Genomic DNA, 19,553 nt, shown 5'->3' with positions numbered 1-19,553 from the left:
GCATCTAGGCGGGAGCGACAGCGACGAATGTCTGCCCGGCGACATTCTCGACGCGAACCTCAGCGACGTCGTCGGGTGCTACCAGCGCTGATCCGCTGAGGGTGGTTCCCTCCGCTTCACCGGTTTCGGAAACGAGCCAGCCACCTGCGATCTCTCGATTTCCTTCCCCATCGACCACGATCAGGTAGCACGGTTCCCCCGCAGGGATGCCAGTGACGGTTGCTGTGAGCCGGATCCAGCCAGCAGCGGGCGTTAGTTCAGCAATGAGTGTCGCACCTGTGGCGGGATCAGATCCGCTGATCGCAACCGGGGCCGGGCCGTCGAGTTCGGTACTTGACGTGCCTATTTGGTACCCGATGACAACGGCGACGCCGATGAGCGCCACCATAGCGGCGGCAGTCGCGCCCAACGCGATCGACATCGTTCTGGAGACACGACCAGGACGTTCGGATCTGGCCTGCCGGACGGCACGGGCGAGGACGAGGTCGGCATCCTCAGGTGCACCGTCGAGGAAGAACTCGTGCGGGATGTCGCCCAGTTCGTCCTCGAGCGCGCGCAGGGTCTCGACCTCCGCACGCCAGTCAGGGTGCTCCGCGAGATACTGTTCTGCGGCGTCCCGTTCCTCCTGTGACATCTGGCCGAACAGGTACTGTTCGATGTCGAAGTCCTTATCCTTCATTCGATTGCACCTCCTTCCTGAACGTGCTCTCTCTTAGTGTTCGTAAAGCGTGATGGGCGCGCGATTTGACGGTGCCGGGGGGAACGCCCAACTTCTCCGCGGTTTCATTGACGGTGTGCCCGAGCACGTAGACGCATTCGAGAACGTCGCGGTGGTGCGCGGGCAAGCGTTCCAGAGCGCCCATCAGTTCGAGGCGCTGCGTCACGCGGTCAGCATGATCGGGCTCGACTGGCTCGTGTGCCGGTGACTCGCGGACCTCGGCCGGCCGGGACTGTCGTGCACGCGACCGATCGATGACGATGTTGCGAACCACCGTGAGGAGCCAGCCCCGAACTGATCCCTTGCCATTGACCAGCGCGTCGGGATTGCGCCAGGCGCGCACCAATGCTTCCTGTACGACGTCTTCGGCGGCGGAACGGTCGTTGGTCAGCGATGTCGCGTAGCCGAGCATCGCCCGTCCGTGTTCAGTGAACAGCGCACGGATGATCGCTTCGTCAGCGTCGTTGCGCTGTCGGCGTGTGCGTGACGGCACCATCGTGGCCACCACCCGGCCTCTCCGTTGTTGTTCGTGCAGCCTACTTTTAACACGAACAGATCGGTCAAAACGCTCAAGATCGTGGGATAGTAAAAAAAGTAAATTTAAGGCCTTGCGGTGAACTTTAGTGGCCGGGCGTACGTGTGAATAGTTACCGGGCGGATGAGCCATCCGGGAACAGCACAGAAAGGCCTCACCATGTACCTTCGCTCAATGTCTCGCCTCGCCGCGGTTGCTCTGGCAGCGGTTCTTCTCAGCGGCTGCAGCGGTAGTGAGGACACCGGCACCGTGACCGGCGCAGACAGGACGGCCACCCCCGCGGTTACCGAGGCAACGCTCCTCGCCGAAGAGGAGCCAACGGAAGCAGCGGAAACCGGAGAAGCCGAAGACGCAGGCGAGGCCAGGCAAGCAGGGCAAGCGGGTACTTCCGCACCGGTACTCGCAAAGACTGAAGGCCCCCTACAGGTTTTCGAAGGGACAGCCCCGCCTGGAGTGGAGAACGCGGTCTCGCTCGTCGCCACCCCGAACGGGCAAGTTGGCACGTACCTGTCCGATGAGGAGGGCTTCACCCTCTACCGGTTCGACAACGATACGACGAATCCTCCTGCCTCGAACTGTGCGGGGGAGTGCGCCGAGACGTGGCCGCGCGTCCTGTTGAACTGGCCGGCCTCGGTGTATGTGGAGGGCGTCGACCCGGAGCTCGTCAGCTATATCGAACTGGAGAACGGTGACTGCCAGCTCACCCTCAACAACTGGCCTGTGTACTACTTCGCCAACGACCGGGAACCCGGAGACGTCAACGGACATGGAGTCGGTGACGTGTGGTTCGCCATCGCACCTGGCGGCGGCAAAGCGCAAGCGAGCTAGGAGCTTTCCATGAAATCGAGAGGACCGATTCTCACCCTCGTCGCCGTGCTGGCGCTGGGGGTGGGCATCCTCATTGTGAATATGACGCTGTTCTCACGCTCGGAGTCACCAGATCCCCCCGCAGCCGCGGAAACGGAAACGGCCCAACCAACCGCGGAGACGGTGGAGACAACGCCCGCTGAAGCGCCCCCCGAGCCTGAGGAGGACGCCCCGGGGTTTCCCGCCGAAGGCATGTACGTGATCGAAATGCCCTCAGAACAGGGGCCAATGGTCCTCGGCATCGCAGTCGAGGACGATACTGCGATCGCGTATGCCTGCGATGGGGCCGACGTGGAGATCTGGCTGCAGGGTGAAGTTACAGGCGACACGCTCGAGCTGACTGGACGCGATAACTCTTCGGTGACGGGCAGCTACTTCAATGGCGCCGTCGACGGTGTTTTCGCGCTCGCTGACCAGGAGTGGGACTTCATCGCCGAGGCGCAATCACCGCCTGCCGCGCTGTATGCGTTTGGTACCGACACTCGGGTCAGCTGGATTGTGCAGCAGGACGGTTCGGTGACGGGCGTACAGCGCAACCCCGATGGGTCAACTGAGCCTGCACCAGCGCTCGACCCCGATGGAACAGCCATCATCAACGGCCAGACCGTCCAGGCCAGCCTCATCACTGGCGCCGATGAGATCCCGTAAGGACAGGTGAATGAGTACTCAAGCCCCCGCAACCCGGGGATCAGCCGGCCTCATCGTTCCCCTCATTGCTGGTTTGCTGGTTGCGCTGACGCTGGGGGTGTACGGCAGATTCCACGAACCGACATACTTTTCCGTCAATGTCGCGGGCTTCTCCAGTCCCACGGCAGTGAAAGCGTGGCTCGCGACGATAGCCATTGCGTTTGCCGTTTTTCAGCTAGTTTCGGCATTCGTGATGTACGGCAAAGTCCCGTCAGTGCGGACGCCTGCGTGGATTGGCACCGCACACAGGTGGTCAGGCCGGGTCGCGGTGCTGGCGAGCGTCCCGGTCGCGGTACATTGCCTCTACGCGCTGGGTTTCCAGGATTACAGCACGCGGGTGCTGGCGCATTCGCTTTTCGGCTGCTTCTTTTATGGGGTGTTCGTGACGAAGATGCTCATCCTCACCAAGAAGGGACTTCCCGCCTGGGCGCTTCCGGTATTCGGTGGTCTTGTTTTCACTGGGCTCACGGGACTGTGGCTGACCTCGTCACTGTGGTTCTTCAGCAATAACGGCCTGACGTTCTAGACAGAAAGGTACCCACGTGGATTTTCAGTGTGTTGACCGCCGTACCGCCCTCAAGGTCGCAGGTCTGACGTGCGCGGGCGCCACGGTTGCCGGATGTGCGACCTACGGAGCGCAGGACAATGAGCCCGCCGAACCAGTAGCGCCCGTCACAGTCGATCCGAATGCGGAGGCCGACCCTGCCGAGGCCGCTGACGCGCTCGCAAGTATCGATGATATTCCGGTAGGTGGCGGCGAGGTCTTCGCCTCGGAACAAGTCGTGGTCACTCAGCCTGCCAGCGGCACGTTTCAGGCATTTTCCGCGGTGTGCACGCACGAGGGCTGCATCGTCGCGAACGTTTCCGACGGGACGATCAATTGCTCCTGCCACGGAAGCCGTTTCAATCTTGACGGCTCTGTGGCGAACGGACCTGCCGCCAGTGCCCTTCCACCACGACAGATTTCGATCGCGGGACGGTCCATCATTCTCGGCTAATGCTCCTTCGGTCGCTACATCGCTGGTTTCGAGGCGAGGTAGTAGCTGTTGAGAATGTCCTGGTCGACATGTTTGATCTCGATGTCAGTGAAGCCAGCCTCTGTCAGCATTTCGGTTGCCTTCTGCTCGCCCCAGGCGGTGCCGAGTCCCTCGCCGCCGAGGGCGAGTGACACCGTCATACAGTGGGCCGTCGACACTGTGTAGAGCATGACTCCGAGAGGATGGTCCAGGTTGTCCTCGAGCCTGGATGAGGCGCGGATATCGACCATGACGAAGGTGCCGCCCGGTTTGAGTGCGGTGAAGATCTGATTCAGCACACGTGCCGGGTGGGCCTGGTCGTGTATCGCGTCAAAAGCGAAAACGACGTCAAAGCGGTCCTCTTCCCCTAGCTCACTGACATCCCTCACGATGAAAACGGTGTTCGGGAGGCCCATCTGGTGCGCTTCACGCTTCGCGGCGCTGATGGCCTCCTCAGCGAAGTCGAAGCCAGTGAATGTACTGCGAGGGTATTCACGGCCAAGGAGGTTGAGGGCATGACCGCTGCCACATCCGATGTCGGCGACGCTGATACCGTCGGTCAACCGTTCGTGGAAGCCCGGAACGAGAGGAACGATGACTGGCAGCAGTGCGGCATCGTTGGTTGCTGCACTGAGTTCAGCCATGAGTTCGTGGAAACGGGTGTACTCGCTGTACGGGACGCCTCCTCCTGCGCGGAATGACTGCAGCACCTGCTGCTCGACTGTGCTCAACAGCGGCAGCATTTGCGCCAGGGTTGCAAGGTTGTCAGGCCCGGCAGCTCTACTGAGCAGGGCCCCATGTTCCTCAGGCAGCACATACGTTTGGGCGGACGGGTCATACCTGACGATCCCGCCGACCGCCATCGCGCCCAGCCACTCGCGGACGTACCGCTCGTTGAGCCCTGCTGCCTGCGCGATCTCCTCGCTGGTAGCTGCCGGCCGGTCATTCAAGGTGTCGAATAGACGTGCCTGGTGACCGATGCTGATCATCAAAGTGAGATAACCGTGGTTGAGGATGGTGAGCAGATTACCTGCCGCGACCTCGATAGATGTCATGTTCTTATGCTGCGCCTGAGTTGGAGCACTAGTCATTGGGAGTTCGCCACAACACCAACATTCGCAGATGGTTGCTCAGTGACGATCTGCGAGCGATCACTTTCGGTGTTGCGTCCCAGATAGCGGAGGACAAAGTAGAGAGGAAGGACGAATGGGGAGAGCAGTATCGCCAAGAAGAGGACTGGTGCCATCAGCCATGGCGAAATCCGGCGATCTCTGCTGTCGAGGTAGATCCACCGTCCGATCATGAGGTCCCACGCGATGACTTGAGCCCACAAGCCGGCCAGCGCCTCCGGCCGGGCGACGTACTGCTGAAGGCTCGTGAGGTCGGGTGCGACGACGAGCGCCCAGAATTCTGGGAAGAGCGGAACGATGAGAAACAGGCAGACACTGAGACTGGGCACGACGATGAACGGCGAGGCGATTATCCGCCGCGTCGCCGACCATCTCGGCGCCAGGATCATCATGGCCCAGAACGGAGCGGCGAATAGGAACGACAGGGTGAATAGCAGCTCGGTCATACGGATGCTTCCTTCTTTGAGATCGCGGCTTCTCGGCGTTTCGTGCTGGAAGTGAGGACTGCGCTGGCGCTCGCGACCGTGGCGGTAAGTAGAAGCGCCAGCGCGGCGAGCGTGAGTGAATCCGGATGGATCAGCGGTTGCCCACGAAGGGCCTGCCAGGTGACGAGCGCGACGAACCCCGCGTAGCTCACCGCTAGGACGCTGATCAGGCGCGTTCTCGTGATTTCGTGCCGCAGGACTGGTATCCGCGGGGCCAGGAAGATCAGTACCAGCGCCGCGAGCGGGATGAGCTGAAGGGCGTGCATTCCGACGAAGTGCGGGATGCGGAGGTCGCCACCTTCGGTGCTCCAGCCAAGCAGGGGGAGTCCAGGGCCTCCGTCGGCAACACCAACGCTGTGGGCTCCCACCATCGTGGGAGTTTGGGCAGCGAGTTGGTCGCGCTGGTCAGGTGTCGGCATGACCATCAGGTACGCGAGACCCATCCCGATTACTGACAATGCGACGCCATAACGGATCGCGAGTGTCACTGACCTGTCGCCGAGGTTCTGCCGCCAGAGCAAGACTGCCCACACCAGGTTGGCGAGGAAGAGGACGACGATCGTTGCGCCCATGATGGACCACAGCGTGGTGTCAAGCGCGGTCAGGGTGTTGAAGTGGCTCTGCCGGCCCCGCATGACCTGGCCGGTGATGACGAGCATTTCACCGAATGCGGCCACTGTTATCACTGTTCCCAGCCACCAGCCGAATCGGCGCCACCTGCGTTGATACGACATCAGCCACGCCCACATGAGACCGTACGCAAGAAAGGAGACGGCGAACTTGAAGGGTTTCGCCCAGATTGGGGCGCCACCGATTACACGATCATCGACAGCGAGGCCAAGGATGGAAACTACGGTCAGCACAGCCATGGTGGCGGCAAGAATCATAAGCGGGCGGTGCGCCTGCCAGAGCGTTCGGACGAGTGTCATAATGATCTCCAGGAGCCAGATAGATAGTAGATACTTCTACTATCGATAGTGTAGCTATCTAAATGGAGGTAGTGCAATGGCGCATTTGATGCGGATGGCCGAACTCAGCGCTCAATCCGGCGTCCCGGTCGCAAGTATCAAGCTCTACCTGCGTGAGGGCGTGCTGCCACCGGGCGAACGGACAAGCCCGAACCAAGCGCTCTACGGCGAGACTCATGTCCGGCGGCTGCGTCTGATTCGCGCGCTTCGCGAGGTAGGGGATGTGCCACTCGCCGCCATCAAAACGATAGTGGGCGCGCTGGACGCCCAAACCGGATCTACCCACGAGATCCTCGGAATGGTCCAGCAGGCAATCACAGCGCCGGTCGACGATTCAGCGAAGGACGAAGTTGTGGAAAAAATGGTCGATGAAATCATTGCGGAGCAAGGCTGGTTCACACACCGAAACCCGGCCCGTGACATGGTCGTTGCGGCGTTGTCCCGGGTAATCGAACTCGGCGGAGACCCCGCCCAGTATCGCGAATTGCTTTCCGCGTACGCACGCGCAGCAGAGATCGCGGCACGCGCCGACATTGCTGGGATCGCGCAGGAACTCGAGTCAGACACCATTGTCGAGGAAGCAGTGACATGGACTGTACTCGGCGACACAGTGTTGTCGGGGTTGCGGCGGATCGCACAAGAAAACGGCTCCGCGAAGTTGTTTCGCCCAGAGGTGAGCGAGTGAGCGCGGCAGGAACGGCGCGGCGGGCAATCGTCGTAGGAGGAGGCATCGGCGGGCTCGCTTCGGCGGTGGCGCTGACGCACAAGGGCTGGGACGTTACTGTGCTTGAACGGGCGCCGCAGTTCCAGGAGATTGGCGCAGGCGTGACGTTGTTCCCGAACGCCATCCGAGCGCTCGATTACCTGGGCTTCGAATCGAAACTGTTTGTCGGACAGGGAATGCGTGCAGGCGGCCTGCGAAGCAACACCGGTCGCTGGCTGATGCGTCAGGAGGTTTCGCAGTCAGACGTCGCTCCCGTGCACCGTGCGTATCTGCATGACATCCTGCGGAGTGCGGTTCCGGGCGAGTCTCTCATCGCTGATTCCCGCGTCACTGCGGTCACGCTCACCGGTGAGGTCGAGTACTGCAAGGACGGAGAGACGCGAACGGTCCACGGTGACCTGATCGTCGCGGCAGACGGAATTTCCAGTGGAATACGCGCGCAGCACTGGCCGGAACTTCCGCCCCCGCAATACGTCGGTGTCACGGCGTGGCGCGCGATCGCGGAGGTTAGAAATCCCCACGATTTCGGCTTGACGCAAACCTGGGCACCGGGTGCGGAACTTGGGATCGTTCCGCTTATCGACGGCCGGATCTATTGGTATGCGGCGCTTCTCGCGCCCCAGGGCGAGCGCTTTGCGGACAATCACGCGTACGTTCTAGAACGATTTGGCGCCTGGCATGACCCCATACCTGAACTAGTTGCTGCCACCGAGCCGGGTGCCTTACTCCATCACGACCTGTTCCACGCCTCCCGGCAGCCAAAAACGCTCGTTCGCGGCAAAATTGTGCTTCTCGGTGATGCGGCGCATGCGATACCGCCATTCCTGGGGCAAGGCGCATGCCAGGCGCTCGAGGACGCGGCGACGCTCGGCGCGTATATAGACACGCGGGACGGGCTGGATCGCTACGACCGCGTCCGTCGCGAGCGTGCACATGCCGTCGCGAAAGCGACCAGAATGACGGGGCGCATGGGGATATTCGTGCGCAACCCGGCTCTCGCTGTAGCGCGCAACGCTATCGTGCGAGCTACACCCGGAAACATCGCGAGGCGCGCGATGGACCGCGTCACGCGATGGGAAGTTCCGGCCACGTAAGGGAGGCGTCGTGCTGCTGCCAGGCCACGTCGCCCGCGGTGTCGCCGCGGGGACAATAGATCTCGCTTTCCGTAGATGGACGTCGCTGAGGATCACGGTCGGTTCGGTGTTTACCACGAGTGCGGGCCTCGTGCGGATTGACGAAATTCAGCAGGTAAAGCCTGAATCGATTACCGAAGAGGACGCGCGACGCGCGGGTTTTTCATCCGTGGCCGAGGTGCGCGCCGCACTGCGCGGTTCACCGGACCTGCCTACCTACCGTATTGCCGTCTCGTGGGCTGGGAAAGATCCGCAAATAGAACTGGCTGAACGCACTGATCTCGGCGCCCTGGAGGTCGCAGACATTGATGCGTCGCTCGCGCGCCTTGATGGCGCGAGCAAACGTGGCGCATGGACGCACGCGGCGTTAAGGGTGATTGGCGAGAATCCCGCTGTGCGGGCAAGTGATCTCGCCGCCCGACTCGGCTACCCCGACGTGCCTGCACTCAAGCGGGACGTCCGGAGACTCAAACAGCGCGGACTGACTCAGAGCCTCCCGGTTGGCTATCAATTATCACCAAGGGGCCGAAAGTATCTGGCTCTCCGCGATGATCATTCGAGGACACAGTTTGATGGCGAAAGCTAACGATCGATGCGCTTCGCCGCGCGCCTGTGACATCTGATCGCTTACAGTTGCCCCGGTAGTGCACCCGAAAAGGAGGCGGAATGGATTCGCTGGGTCCCGAGTTTGCAATGATCACCCCAATGCTGGACATGATGGGATTCGTCCTGCCGATCTGGCTCGAGCAATTCACACAGCAGCAGGTTGACCTCATCAACTACTTGCTGGTGCCGTACGGCATGGAGGCACTGCCCGCTGTCGATTTCGGTCTTGACTACGACATCAACGAAATCGAAAGCGCGAGCATCAGCTGAATCAGCGGCATACAACCTGGTTTGGGGTATCGCCAAGCGTGATACCCCAAACCAGGTTGTGCCCAAAGTTCGCCTACTTTGGATGTGTGAGAGCACCAGATCTTGGGAAGCCTCCTGTTGCACGACGAGTTCGCAACATTGAAGGGATGGAAGCCGATGATCCTGGTGCTGACCGCGCAAACCGGCGTGGAGCGGGACGAACTACTCGTTCCTCTGAAGCATTTCCGTGAGGCAGGAGTTAAAGCCGTACACGCTGCTCCCGAAGCTGACGCGGTGCAAACGTTTCTTCACGACACCGATAAGGACGCGGTAGTCACTGCAGATGTAGCGCTTTCAGACGTGAACGCCGCAGAATACGATGCGATCATCATCCCTGGTGGCACCGTCAATGCAGACAAACTCCGCGGCAACGATGACGCCGTACAGCTTGTCAAGAACTTCGCTGAGGCGGGAAAACCGATCGCTTCAATCTGTCACGGCCCGTGGATCCTCGTTGAAGCGAATCTGCTCCGTGGCAAGAAGGCAACCTCATACAAGACACTGCGCACTGACATCACCAATGCCGGCGGCGAGTGGGTCGATGAGCCAGTGGTCCGCTCAACTGAGGGCGGCTGGACGCTGATCACGTCGCGCAATCCAGGTGACCTGGAGGACTTCTGTGCCGCGATCGACGAGGCACTGAGCTGATCAGCGCATGAGTGCCGCGAGATACGGAGTCGTGTCAGTCAGGGATGCTGCCATCGTGCTGTCATGGTCCTCAGCAGGGTAGTAACGCACTGTGGCAGGCTCGTTGTGTGCTCGTAGCTGTGACGCCAGAAGTTCAGTTAGCGGGGCCCACACGGTCAAGTCAACGCCGCCCTGCGCGATGAAAAAGGGGCGCTCGTAGCCGATGGTGGGTACTTCCATCGCATCGCGAATCACGGCGAAGAAGGACGCGTCGGTCAGCTGGCGGGAAAACAGCTGACCGATACCGATCCCGGTAACGCGTTCGCGCTGGTCCCAGTAGCAGAGCCTTTCAGCATCGCTGACGACACGTTTGCCGAGTTCGGTGAGGTACGAATCAATTTCGGCATCCGGGTAGGTGGCGCGCAGGCTGGCCATGATGTACGACACGAAGACCGTCAGCCCGGGCTGGCTGACGTCGGGGAGCCACGGGCCTGCAGCGGAAATCAGATACTCCAGATGTGACGGCACACCGGTGCCGACGCCGCCACGGAAGTCGAGTTCGGGGGCGTACGCCGGAGCGAGCCGCGTGGTGAAGAGTGTCGCGTGGCCGCCTTGTGACTGGCCTATTGCTGCCCATGTTGCGGAGAGGTCGGCGTCGACCGCACGACCCGCTCGAACCATATCGATGACGCTGTAGGCCGCTGCTTCTCCGACCAGGTAGGGATGAACGCCGGGCGTTCCGAGCCCCGAATAGTCTGTCGCGGCGATTGCGTAGCCTTGCGCAAGCCAGTGCCGGAGATAGGTGACATCGCGCTCGGACCGTCCGGCGACCGAGGGTGCGCAATCATCACCGAGCCCAACCGTGCCGTGCGCCCAGGAAAGGACTGGCCATCCTCCGGCTGGAGGTGTGCCCTCGGGCACGAAGACCGCGCCTGTCACCGGTGTGAGATCACCTGAAGCACTGGTCGACCAGTAGGTGAGACGGTGAGCGCGAGCGGTGCCAGGCAACCACAGATGGGCTGGAAGCGGTGCCGAGTTAAGGACAGTACCGGGGAGCGCGTTTGGGGATGCAGGTTCAGCGGACGCAGCTGGGAGTGCAAAAACGCTGGCCGAGAACAGAACGAGCGAGAGCACGGACGACGTGACAGTGCGACGCATCCTCTGACCTTATTCGCTTCCCTTGCTCGTGAGACACTTATCGCGTGCGTGAGGTTGAGATTCGCGATGAGAGCATCCGGCTCGGTCAGTTCCTGAAGCTCGCAGGATTTATTGATTCCGGAGCGGATGCGAAAGCAACTATTGCCGATGGTCATGTGAGCGTCAACCGCGAAACTGAGGTCAGGCGGGGCCGGCAGTTGCGTGATGGCGACGTCGTCACGATTGGCGGTGACTCTGTCCGCGTGGTGAGTGCGACGGCTTCCAATGACTGAGAAACACGCTTTTAACCACACCGCATAATGGACGGCAACTTCTGCCGCTAGTGTTTGCAGCCATGCCGCGCCGGTTGCCTTCCCCGCTGATTCCACGCTTGCTGGGGCATCATGACGCGGGTGAGCGCGTCGCGATCATCGACGAACTGCGATCCGTGATCTTGTCGGGTGATGTGCCCGCTGGCACTGTGATTCCGCTGCGGGAAGTTGCAGACGCGTTCGGAGTAAGTCAGATCCCGGTGCGTGAAGCACTCAAAACGCTGATGGGTGAAGGCATCATCGCGCATCGCCGGAACGTCGGATACCGCGTCACGCAGTTGACTCGCGCTGAACTGCGCGAAATCTACCTGATCAGAGGGGGGCTGGAGAGCGCGGCGCTGACCGCGGCTGTGGCCGCGGCATCCGAGCGCGACTTTGAGCGAGCCCGCTCAGTCCACCGTCAATGTGCCTCGGCGTCAGCTGCCAGAAACGGCCGCGAGTACAACCGTCACAGCCGTGAATTTCATGAGGCGCTGACCGTTCCCTGCGGGATGCAGCGGCTGATGCATATGCTGCAATCCGCGTGGAATCTGACGGAACCAGTTCAGCCCATGGCGCATATCGGCAATGCGGACCGCGCCGCTCTGAATGAAGATCATGGGCGCATGCTCGCGGCGTTCACAGCACGTGACAGTGCGGGCCTCCTGGCAGCAGCCAACGAGCACAACGAGAGACTGGCGCTCGTGGTGGCCGGTCTCGGTCGTGCTGCTGGGCTCACCGACGACGCCGTTTGAGATCCTTCGTCGCGTGTGCCAGTTCGGCACCCCAGTCGCGAGCACGATCCAGTTCCCCCGGAACCAGCGGGCCCTGCATCCCTTCGACGTGGAACACCACTGGTTTCGCGGCGAGACCAATGTGCCTGTGCTTCAATGCACGGGCGGCGCTATGTGCCGCGGAACCAGGCAGCCAGCGCGGGGCAGCCGCCTTCGTACAGAACACCGCAACATCTACGACTGCCTCACGGTCCGCAAGCGTGGGCAACCAGTCTCGCAGTGATACGCGCTGGGTGACGAGATAGGGCTGACGGTTCGCGGCGTCGAGCCGCGTCTGGGGGCGTGACATGCCGAAGGTATGGGTTGGCCCGCCCGCGACCACAAGGTCCACGTCAGCGAGCGCCCCTTCTGTGATGTCGTCAAGGTTGAGAACCGTGACGTCCGAATGCTCCGCGACTCCCTCACCGATTGCTTCGGCGATGGCGCGGGTGTTGCCGAACATCGATTCATAGACGATGACGGTCCGCATCATCGATCCTCTGCGGAGTATGGGCAGCGGCGTGATCCGGCGCGAACCCAGTCGGTGTTAGTGCCATCAGCCCCGTTGTTCACTGCGTCGGTCAGCCGGTATTGGGCGAGGCGCTCGCTCATCTCGGGCAGGCCGTATAGCGAGCCGCCGGCGAGGTCCGCGAGACAGCCGCCGAGGACGGCGCCGATCACTCGCGGCGTGAACGCGTGCCCGAACTGCAGGTGGAGGCGCGCCGTGGTATCCCAGCAGGCAGTGCATGCGGGTGTGGGCGGAACTTCCTGCGCGGTGGGGGACACCTGGCCAAGGATGCTGCACATAGACAACGGGTTTTCCTTCTCGCTGGGGGTCAACGGGCCGCTAGTGGGGTACTGCCATCACACCGCGTATCGACGGTGGGGTGTAGGGCCGTTAGGGGGTGACCTCATGGGACTTTCGGCCCTTGGGAGGTCGGCGGGTTCTCACTGTGTGGATCTGGTGTCGCGGATCACCCCATAGTTCGCTAACACTTGAGGGATGGCAGATTCGACCACCGCACCCCGGGAACTGACTGAACCGCTTCGTGAGGACATCCGCCTGCTTGGCGGAATTCTCGGTGAGATCGTGCGGGAGCAGGCGGGCGAGCGAATTTTCCAGTTGGTCGAAACCGCGCGCACGGAGTCATTCCGGCTGCGTAGATCCGAAATCCACCGCAGTGAACTTGCTGCCCTGTTCGATGGCATCGACACGGCGGATGCAATTCCGGTAATCAGAGCATTCAGTCACTTCTCGCTCCTGGCGAATCTGGCAGAGGACTTGCACCGCGAGCGGCGCCGCGCGGCGCACCGAAAGGCGGGCGAAGCGCCGCAGAACAGCAGTCTTGCCGCCACATACCGCAAACTCGATAGCGCCGATCTGCCAGCGGGGCGCGTCGCGGAACTGCTCAAAGACGCGCAGGTTTCGCCTGTGATCACCGCGCACCCGACGGAAACTCGCCGCCGTACTGTCTTCGAGGTCATCAAAAGGATCACCGCGTTGATGCGCGAACGGGCACGCCCGGATCTGGAGCCCGAAGATATTGAGCGAATCGACCTCAACCTGCGCCGCCAGATCCTCACACTGTGGCAGACGGCCGTGATTCGGCTCAGCCGACCGCAACTCGAGACTGAGATCGACGAAGGCCTCCGTTACTACACCATGTCGCTGTTTGAGGTCATCCCGGCGCTCAACGCGGAAATGCGCACCGAACTGCGACGGCGCTGGCCCGCGACAGACGTGCTGACCCATCCGCTGGTCCGGCCAGGCTCGTGGATCGGTGGTGATCGCGACGGCAACCCGTACGTGACAGCTGACGTCGTGCGCACGGCCACTCGCCGCGCTTCGATGCTCGCTCTGGAGCATTACCTCAATGAGCTCGAAGCTCTCGAGCAGGAGCTGTCCATGTCAGACCGGCTCGTCACCGTCACGCCGGAGCTGGCTGCGCTCGCTGAAGCCTCGGGAGATGACGGGCCCTCACGCGCCGATGAACCGTACCGTCGTGCATTGCGCGGTATTCGTGGGCGACTCAGTGCGACGGCAGGTGACGTTCTCGATGAGTTGCCTCATCACTGGCTTGAGTCGTCTCTTACTCCGTACGGCCGCCCTGAGGAACTCCTCGCGGACCTTGAGACGATCGACACCTCGCTGCGGAAACACAGCGACGGGATCCTTGCTGATCAACGCCTTGCAGCGCTCCACGAGGCGGTCCTGACATTTGGGTTTCACCTGTGCGGGCTGGACATGCGCCAGAACTCCGAAACACACGAGCAAGTCGTCGCTGAACTTCTTGCCTGGGCAGGTGTCCATCGCGACTACAGCTCGCTCCCAGAATCTGAGCGGGTCGATGTGCTGGTCACCGAATTGCGCACACGCCGACCACTGATCAGGCCGGACGCGAAGCTGAGCGATCTCGCCCACGGAGAGCTCGCGATTGTGAGAGCGGCCGCGGCGGCTATCCGCGATCTTGGACCTGACGCCGTTCCGCACTACATCATCAGTATGTGCTCATCGGTCAGCGATATGCTCGAGGCGGCAATTTTGCTGAAGGAAGCGGGCATTTTTGATCCTGGCAACAGTGATGACGGCCCGTCCTGCAGCGTGCGCCTCATACCGCTCTTCGAGACCATCGACGACTTGCGAGCCGGAGCGAGCATCCTTCGGTCGACGCTCGACGTCCCGCTCTACCGGGATGTGGTCCGCGGTCAGGGGAACCTGCAGGAAGTGATGCTCGGGTATTCAGACTCGAACAAGGATGGCGGCTACGTCACTGCTAACTGGGCGCTCTACCGGGCCGAACTCGATCTGGTGGAAGCCGCTCGTGATGTGGGAATCCGGTTGCGTTTGTTCCATGGCCGCGGGGGCACGGTTGGCCGCGGTGGTGGACCCAGTTACGAGGCGATCCTTGCGCAGCCGCCGGGAGCGGTCACCGGTTCACTGCGCATCACCGAGCAAGGGGAGGTGATTGCCGCTAAGTACGCGGAACCGCTGATGGCCCGCCGGAATCTTGAAAGCCTTGTCTCTGCCACGCTGGAATCGACGTTGTTAGATGTGGAGGGGCTGGGCGACGATGCCGAAGCGGCGTACACGATCCTTGATGAGCTCGCTGAACTCGCCCGCGACGCCTACACCGACTTGACGCAACGCACCCCAGGCTTCATCGAGTACTTCAGAACATCCACGCCACTCGCGGAGATCGGTTCGCTCAACATCGGGAGCCGCCCAGCGAGCCGGAAGCCGACTAAGTCTCACCAGGATTTACGCGCGATACCGTGGGTTTTGTCGTGGACACAATCACGCATCATGCTTCCGGGGTGGTACGGCGCCGGCAGTGCATTCACAGCCTGGGTGGGCGACGATCAGTCCCGGCTGAAACAACTGACGGACCTGTACAAGCGGTGGCCGTTCTTTCATTCGGTGATGTCGAACATGGCGATGGTGCTGGCGAAGTCTGATATTGGACTTGCGGCACGCTATGCCGAACTCGTTCCGGACAGTTCAGTGCGGGATCTGGTGTTCGGCAAGATTCGGGAGGAACACTCCCGGACGGTGGACATGTATAAAGCGATCACCGGCTATGACGACCTGACGGGCGACAACCCTGCGCTGCACCGCTCAATTCACAACAGGTTCCCGTACCTTGAACCGCTCAACCATTTGCAGGTCGAACTGCTGAAGCGTTACCGGTCTGGCGATGACAGTCCGTACGTGCGGCGCGCTATCCACATGACCATGAATGGGCTAGCGACAGCGCTGCGTAATAGCGGATAGTCACCAGCGTTCGGTGATGACGTCGACGACCGCGTCGGGTGTTTCCCAGGGGGGAAGGTGCCCCGCGTGCCCGATCGTGGTGATCGTGACGTTGGACATTCCCCGGTACACCTCGAGGGAACGTGGGTCGACACGGCGGTCTTCCAGGCCAAACACGACATCAGTGCCGATTCCGAGAGCGCGGAGCCGCGACGCGAGCGGCTCCTCACCCAGATAGGCGTCGATCGCCTTCGACGAGCCGGTGGTGCCGCGGGGGCCTGCTCGCTGCAGGTCATCAAACACGAAATCAGGCACTGTGCCGCCAGGCCCTACGATCGACTGCAGGCCGGCCCGGATCTGGGATTCTGGTGCCAGGCGCCAGACGAGCGGGCCGATGACCGGCAGCCTGATGATCCTTTCGCTCAGAGATCTGGCGCCGGACCGGCTTGCGAGAGTGGGCGACGTGCTGATGAGGATGAGGCGTTCCACCAGCTCGGGGGCCTGCTCGGCCAGCGCGGTTGCGACGAGTCCGCCCATGGAGTGACCGACGATGATCGCTGGTTTGATCGCAGCGTCCCGCAACACATGGGCGACATGTGATGCTTCTGCGGATATCGACACACCACCGATGAGCGCCACGGCGCATGCTGGGACTGATACCCGGTCCAGTCCGTCCTCGACCTTGTCCCAGATGTGCGGTGAACCACCGAGCCCATGGAGCAGCACAACTTCGCGGTCGCCATCCTCAGTCATGCCCATAACGTACTCGGCAATTCCTCACAGGGTGTCGATCAACCCACCCTAAGGTGGCTGGGTCACACACCGCAGTTCCCGCACACTTGATACGTGGTTATTGCTCTCGTCAGCGCTCTAGTGTGCGCTGCTCTCGCTGCAGCGCTCGCGGTGCAATCGCACAGAACGCTGTCGCGGCTTCGTTCTGAAGCGGATGCCGCGTTCACGGACCTCGCCGCTGAATTGCGTTCACGGCACGAACTGGTGCCGCACGTTCTCGCTAGCACCCAGCGATATCTCGGCTCAGCGCGATACGAAGCGTCGAATGTGGCAACTGCCCGCCACGCTGCGCGGACAGCGACGATCGGCCGGCGAGGCTTGCTGAGACAGGCACGAGCGGAAAATGCACTCTCCCAAGCCCTCGCGGATATCTTCAGACTGGTATCCGAGGATCCAGCTGGTGCGACCGACCCAACGGTCACGTTTGTGCGCGCGCAAGTCGTTGACCTTGCGGATAGGGTTGACTCCTCTGTCCTGCGTTACAACACGGCCGCATCGCGGTACATGGCGAAACGGGGACGACCCCCGTTTGCACTGATGACGGGTATTTTCGGATTCGCGCCCCGCGAGGAATTTGTGCTGGAGGCATAGCTATGGACACCATCAACGTGGCGCTCGTCGTCGGTGCTGTCATCGTAGGGTTCGCCCTCTGGGCAGGCCTTGTCACAGCGCTCGCCGTGTCAACACGCTCCGCGCCCATTCGGCCCGGTGCGGCCACCTACGATCTGTCGGGAGAGCCACCCGCACTGGTCGCGTTCCTCACCGCACGCTTCCGCGCGGGGGAGACGGCTGCACCGGCGACGGTGCTCGATCTTGCTGCTCGTGGCGTCCTCAGCCTCGAGCACATTGGACCCGAATTGTCGCTCATACGTTTAAGGCGCCAGTCCAGCCGCGATGGGCTGAACCGGTATGAGCGCCTCGTATACGACCGGATTGTGAGTCTTGCGACAGCTGATGGTGTTGTCGCGACGGGAGCACTGGCGGAGGGATCCCGGCAGCTGAATTCGTGGCGCAAAAAGTTCGACAACGCAGTCCGTGACGCATCGCGTGACGCGGGTTTATCGGAGGCACGCTGGCATCGATCACATCACGTGATCCTTGCCGCGGCCGCGGTACTGCCCGCGTTCACGAGCGGAATCGCGTGGGCGGTGCTGATGCCCGTCACCGAGGGGGAGGAGACTGATCCGATTGGCGGGTTCATCGCTAGCGCCGCGATTGTGTACGCGGTGCTGATGTTGATCGCCGAGCGACTCAACTCCGAGCGTGGAACACCAGAGGGAGCGCGGGCTGCCGGGCACTGGCTCGGTGTGCGGGCTCAATACAAAACGTTGAGCTTTCAGGACAAGCCAGCGGCATCGGTGACGATTTGGGGCCGCGAGCTCGCGTACGCGGCCGCGCTGGGCCTCGCGGACCGGGCAGTCGTGAGTCTTCCCATCGCTGTGCCCGCAGACTGCGGACAGGCCTGGTCCGACTTTGGCGGACTCTGGCACCTCGTACAAGTGCGCTACCGCGGAGATGGCCCTCACGGACGGGTCATCTGGGGCCGGTCACCGCGCGACGCTGCGGGTGTGGCGTTGCTGACAGCTGTGATCACGATGCCGGTAGTGGTCATCGCCACCGCTCTGCTTTCAGCTTTCGCCGGTCTGCCGGGCGACCCCGTGTCTCTGGGCTTGCTGCTGAGCGCGCTGATTGCGGTCGCCGGCCTCGCTCTCGCAGCCAGCGATTCGGCTTCGCAAAGCACCATCAACGGGCAAGTCGTCAGGCTGCGACGGCGGGCGGTCAAGCGTTCAGGTGACTCGGTGACCTACCGTTATTGGGTTGCGATCGATGACGGCACGTCGCGGCGGGTCAACGCGCTGGGCATCGACGAGCCTGCCTGGTCGTCTCTGACTGAGGGTGACGTCGTCGAAGCGCGCGCAGGCCACAGGCTGGGCTGGGTGTATGGAATCCGCGTGGTTCAGTCGTCCCGGTTTCGTGACGGGACACTCGCATGACGTAACACCAGCGCAGTTGCCGAAAGTCCCTCGGGCGCGCGGCCTTAGGCCCTAGCCGGTAGGTTCGCAACAGTAGAGTCTCGGGAGTGGGTGTGTACTCAAGGAGGCGAACATGACGCAGGCTGCGATCGTTGCCGGTGTTGATGGATCTGCAGGATCGGAACGTGCGGTGCGGTGGGCGGCGCGGGAGGCAGTGCTTCGGCGTGCCCCGCTTCAGCTTGTTACCGCCATGGTCACCTCGCGTGCCGCGTGGATGCCGCCCGCGTTCTTCACACTCGTCGAAGCCGAAGCAGCAAAGAAAGTCGATGCGGCGCGGCTCATTGCAGAGGACGAATGCGGGGCCGGTTCTGGCGTGCAGATCACGACGTCGGTACTGCACGAGTCCGCGCGTCCCGGACTGATCAAAGCGTCGAAAGATGCTGCGATGCTGGTGCTCGGGTCGTCCGGCGAGGGGGAGTCCGGCGTAGCGCAGCTGCTCGGCTCGACGGCGATTGCACTGGCGGCGCACGCCTTCTGTCCTGTCGCGGTGATCAGGAAGCACTCCCGCAGCGTGCAATCACGCGCACGCGTCGTTGTCGGGGTTGACGGTACGAAGAACAGCGAGGCTGCGATCGCGGAGGCCTTCCGTGCGGCTGCGCTTCGGGGCGCTGAACTTGTCGCGCTGCACGCGTGGAGTGACTTCCGGATGTCTACGGCTTTCACGGACGTCGACTTGTCATGGGAAACGGTTTCTGCGGCAGAAGAAGCAGTGCTCGCCGAACGCCTCGCTGGGTACGCCGCTGACTACCCGGATGTTCCGGTCAGCCGCGCCGTGGTCCGCGATTCACCGCTGCCCCATCTGATTGCGCACTCTCGCCAGGCGGACCTCATCGTGGCAGGTAGCCATGGGCGGGGCGGCTTCACTGGAATGCTCCTCGGCTCGACCAGCGCGGCGCTCATCGAGCACGCACATTGCCCGGTACTCGTTGTTCGCAGCAGGAAATAGTGGGA

General features: G+C 62.2%; 24 protein-coding genes. 15 read left to right on the top strand and 9 right to left on the bottom strand.

What is annotated here, in order from left to right:
- Nucleotides 1–4 precede the first annotated feature (4 nt).
- Together AS9A_RS12375 and AS9A_RS12370 are read right to left on the bottom strand one after the other, a co-directional pair.
- Nucleotides 5–679 (bottom strand): anti-sigma factor family protein, encoded by a 675-nt coding sequence (locus tag AS9A_RS12375; protein ID WP_013807362.1) that lies wholly within the window; start codon nt 677–679, stop codon nt 5–7.
- On the bottom strand, nt 669–1,214 hold the full coding sequence (locus AS9A_RS12370; RefSeq protein WP_041451888.1) for a sigma-70 family RNA polymerase sigma factor: 546 nt from the start codon (nt 1,212–1,214) through the stop codon (nt 669–671). Before AS9A_RS12370 ends, AS9A_RS12375 begins: the two co-directional genes overlap by 11 nt.
- A 213-nt stretch (nt 1,215–1,427) precedes the next feature.
- Here AS9A_RS12370 and AS9A_RS22720 point away from each other — a divergent pair, with 213 nt between their 5' ends.
- From AS9A_RS22720 to AS9A_RS12350, 4 genes are read left to right on the top strand one after another with little or no spacing between them, the layout of a single operon-like run.
- A complete protein-coding gene (locus AS9A_RS22720) occupies nt 1,428–2,081 on the top strand; it encodes a COG4315 family predicted lipoprotein (protein WP_158307361.1) in 654 nt (217 codons plus the stop codon).
- Nucleotides 2,082–2,090: 9 nt separating this feature from the next.
- Complete coding sequence (locus AS9A_RS12360; RefSeq protein WP_013807359.1) at nt 2,091–2,768, top strand: hypothetical protein; 678 nt, start codon at nt 2,091–2,093, stop codon at nt 2,766–2,768.
- Nucleotides 2,769–2,778: 10 nt separating this feature from the next.
- A complete protein-coding gene (locus AS9A_RS12355; protein ID WP_013807358.1) occupies nt 2,779–3,333 on the top strand; it encodes a DUF6529 family protein in 555 nt (184 codons plus the stop codon).
- Nucleotides 3,334–3,349: 16 nt separating this feature from the next.
- Nucleotides 3,350–3,805: a QcrA and Rieske domain-containing protein gene (locus tag AS9A_RS12350; RefSeq protein WP_013807357.1), complete on the top strand. Its 456-nt coding sequence runs from the start codon at nt 3,350–3,352 to the stop codon at nt 3,803–3,805.
- 14 nt (nt 3,806–3,819) lie between these two features.
- Here AS9A_RS12350 and AS9A_RS12345 read toward each other — a convergent pair whose 3' ends face one another.
- From AS9A_RS12345 to AS9A_RS12335, 3 genes are read right to left on the bottom strand one after another with little or no spacing between them, the layout of a single operon-like run.
- Complete coding sequence (locus AS9A_RS12345) at nt 3,820–4,878, bottom strand: class I SAM-dependent methyltransferase (protein WP_013807356.1); 1,059 nt, start codon at nt 4,876–4,878, stop codon at nt 3,820–3,822.
- A 32-nt stretch (nt 4,879–4,910) separates the two neighbouring features.
- Entirely contained in the window at nt 4,911–5,399 is a 489-nt protein-coding gene (locus AS9A_RS12340; RefSeq protein ID WP_013807355.1) for an ABA4-like family protein, read from the bottom strand.
- Nucleotides 5,396–6,367, bottom strand: a complete 972-nt coding sequence (locus tag AS9A_RS12335; protein WP_013807354.1) for an LTA synthase family protein — start codon at nt 6,365–6,367, stop codon at nt 5,396–5,398. Before AS9A_RS12335 ends, AS9A_RS12340 begins: the two co-directional genes overlap by 4 nt.
- Nucleotides 6,368–6,443: 76 nt before the next feature.
- Between AS9A_RS12335 and AS9A_RS12330 the strand changes: the two genes are divergently transcribed.
- The 5 genes from AS9A_RS12330 to AS9A_RS12310 all read left to right on the top strand — a co-directional run bounded on the left by AS9A_RS12330 (nt 6,444) and on the right by AS9A_RS12310 (nt 9,826).
- Nucleotides 6,444–7,091 (top strand): MerR family transcriptional regulator, encoded by a 648-nt coding sequence (locus tag AS9A_RS12330; protein ID WP_013807353.1) that lies wholly within the window; start codon nt 6,444–6,446, stop codon nt 7,089–7,091.
- A complete protein-coding gene (locus AS9A_RS12325) occupies nt 7,088–8,224 on the top strand; it encodes an FAD-dependent oxidoreductase (RefSeq protein WP_013807352.1) in 1,137 nt (378 codons plus the stop codon). Before AS9A_RS12330 ends, AS9A_RS12325 begins: the two co-directional genes overlap by 4 nt.
- Before the next feature lie 10 nt (nt 8,225–8,234).
- Nucleotides 8,235–8,849: a hypothetical protein gene (locus AS9A_RS12320; protein WP_013807351.1), complete on the top strand. Its 615-nt coding sequence runs from the start codon at nt 8,235–8,237 to the stop codon at nt 8,847–8,849.
- Between the two features lie 80 nt (nt 8,850–8,929).
- On the top strand, nt 8,930–9,139 hold the full coding sequence (locus tag AS9A_RS12315; protein WP_013807350.1) for a hypothetical protein: 210 nt from the start codon (nt 8,930–8,932) through the stop codon (nt 9,137–9,139).
- A 156-nt stretch (nt 9,140–9,295) separates the two neighbouring features.
- Nucleotides 9,296–9,826, top strand: coding sequence for a type 1 glutamine amidotransferase domain-containing protein (locus AS9A_RS12310; protein ID WP_041451057.1), 531 nt, complete (start codon nt 9,296–9,298; stop codon nt 9,824–9,826).
- Here the strand turns inward: AS9A_RS12310 and AS9A_RS12305 are convergent, their stop codons facing one another.
- On the bottom strand, nt 9,827–10,963 hold the full coding sequence (locus AS9A_RS12305; protein WP_013807348.1) for a lipase family protein: 1,137 nt from the start codon (nt 10,961–10,963) through the stop codon (nt 9,827–9,829).
- A gap of 44 nt (nt 10,964–11,007) precedes the next feature.
- On the opposite strand from AS9A_RS12305, the gene AS9A_RS12300 reads away from it, so the two are divergent.
- Nucleotides 11,008–11,235 carry an RNA-binding S4 domain-containing protein gene (locus AS9A_RS12300; RefSeq protein ID WP_013807347.1) on the top strand — a complete coding sequence of 76 codons (228 nt, stop codon included), beginning with the start codon at nt 11,008–11,010 and terminating at the stop codon, nt 11,233–11,235.
- Nucleotides 11,236–11,297: 62 nt separating this feature from the next.
- Nucleotides 11,298–12,008, top strand: coding sequence for a GntR family transcriptional regulator (locus AS9A_RS12295; RefSeq protein ID WP_041451056.1), 711 nt, complete (start codon nt 11,298–11,300; stop codon nt 12,006–12,008).
- Here the strand turns inward: AS9A_RS12295 and AS9A_RS12290 are convergent.
- Entirely contained in the window at nt 11,989–12,519 is a 531-nt protein-coding gene (locus AS9A_RS12290) for a flavodoxin family protein (RefSeq protein ID WP_237707811.1), read from the bottom strand. The genes AS9A_RS12295 and AS9A_RS12290 overlap by 20 nt on opposite strands.
- Nucleotides 12,516–12,833, bottom strand: coding sequence for a hypothetical protein (locus AS9A_RS22715; RefSeq protein WP_013807344.1), 318 nt, complete (start codon nt 12,831–12,833; stop codon nt 12,516–12,518). Before AS9A_RS22715 ends, AS9A_RS12290 begins: the two co-directional genes overlap by 4 nt.
- Before the next feature lie 196 nt (nt 12,834–13,029).
- Here AS9A_RS22715 and ppc point away from each other — a divergent pair, with 196 nt between their 5' ends.
- Entirely contained in the window at nt 13,030–15,798 is a 2,769-nt protein-coding gene (gene ppc, locus AS9A_RS12280; RefSeq protein ID WP_013807343.1) for a phosphoenolpyruvate carboxylase, read from the top strand.
- Here ppc and AS9A_RS12275 read toward each other — a convergent pair whose 3' ends face one another.
- A complete protein-coding gene (locus AS9A_RS12275) occupies nt 15,799–16,530 on the bottom strand; it encodes an alpha/beta fold hydrolase (RefSeq protein WP_041451883.1) in 732 nt (243 codons plus the stop codon). It abuts the gene before it with no gap.
- A gap of 93 nt (nt 16,531–16,623) precedes the next feature.
- On the opposite strand from AS9A_RS12275, the gene AS9A_RS12270 reads away from it, so the two are divergent.
- From AS9A_RS12270 to AS9A_RS12260, 3 genes are all read left to right on the top strand, one after another.
- Nucleotides 16,624–17,160, top strand: coding sequence for a LemA family protein (locus AS9A_RS12270; protein ID WP_013807341.1), 537 nt, complete (start codon nt 16,624–16,626; stop codon nt 17,158–17,160).
- Between the two features lie 2 nt (nt 17,161–17,162).
- Nucleotides 17,163–18,563, top strand: a complete 1,401-nt coding sequence (locus AS9A_RS12265) for a DUF2207 family protein (RefSeq protein ID WP_013807340.1) — start codon at nt 17,163–17,165, stop codon at nt 18,561–18,563.
- Nucleotides 18,564–18,675: 112 nt separating this feature from the next.
- Entirely contained in the window at nt 18,676–19,548 is an 873-nt protein-coding gene (locus AS9A_RS12260) for a universal stress protein (protein WP_013807339.1), read from the top strand.
- Nucleotides 19,549–19,553: the final 5 nt, after the last annotated feature.

Source organism: Hoyosella subflava DQS3-9A1 (assembly GCF_000214175.1).
GTDB lineage: Bacteria > Actinomycetota > Actinomycetes > Mycobacteriales > Mycobacteriaceae > Hoyosella > Hoyosella subflava.
This window is presented reverse-complemented; position numbering and strand designations above follow the sequence as displayed.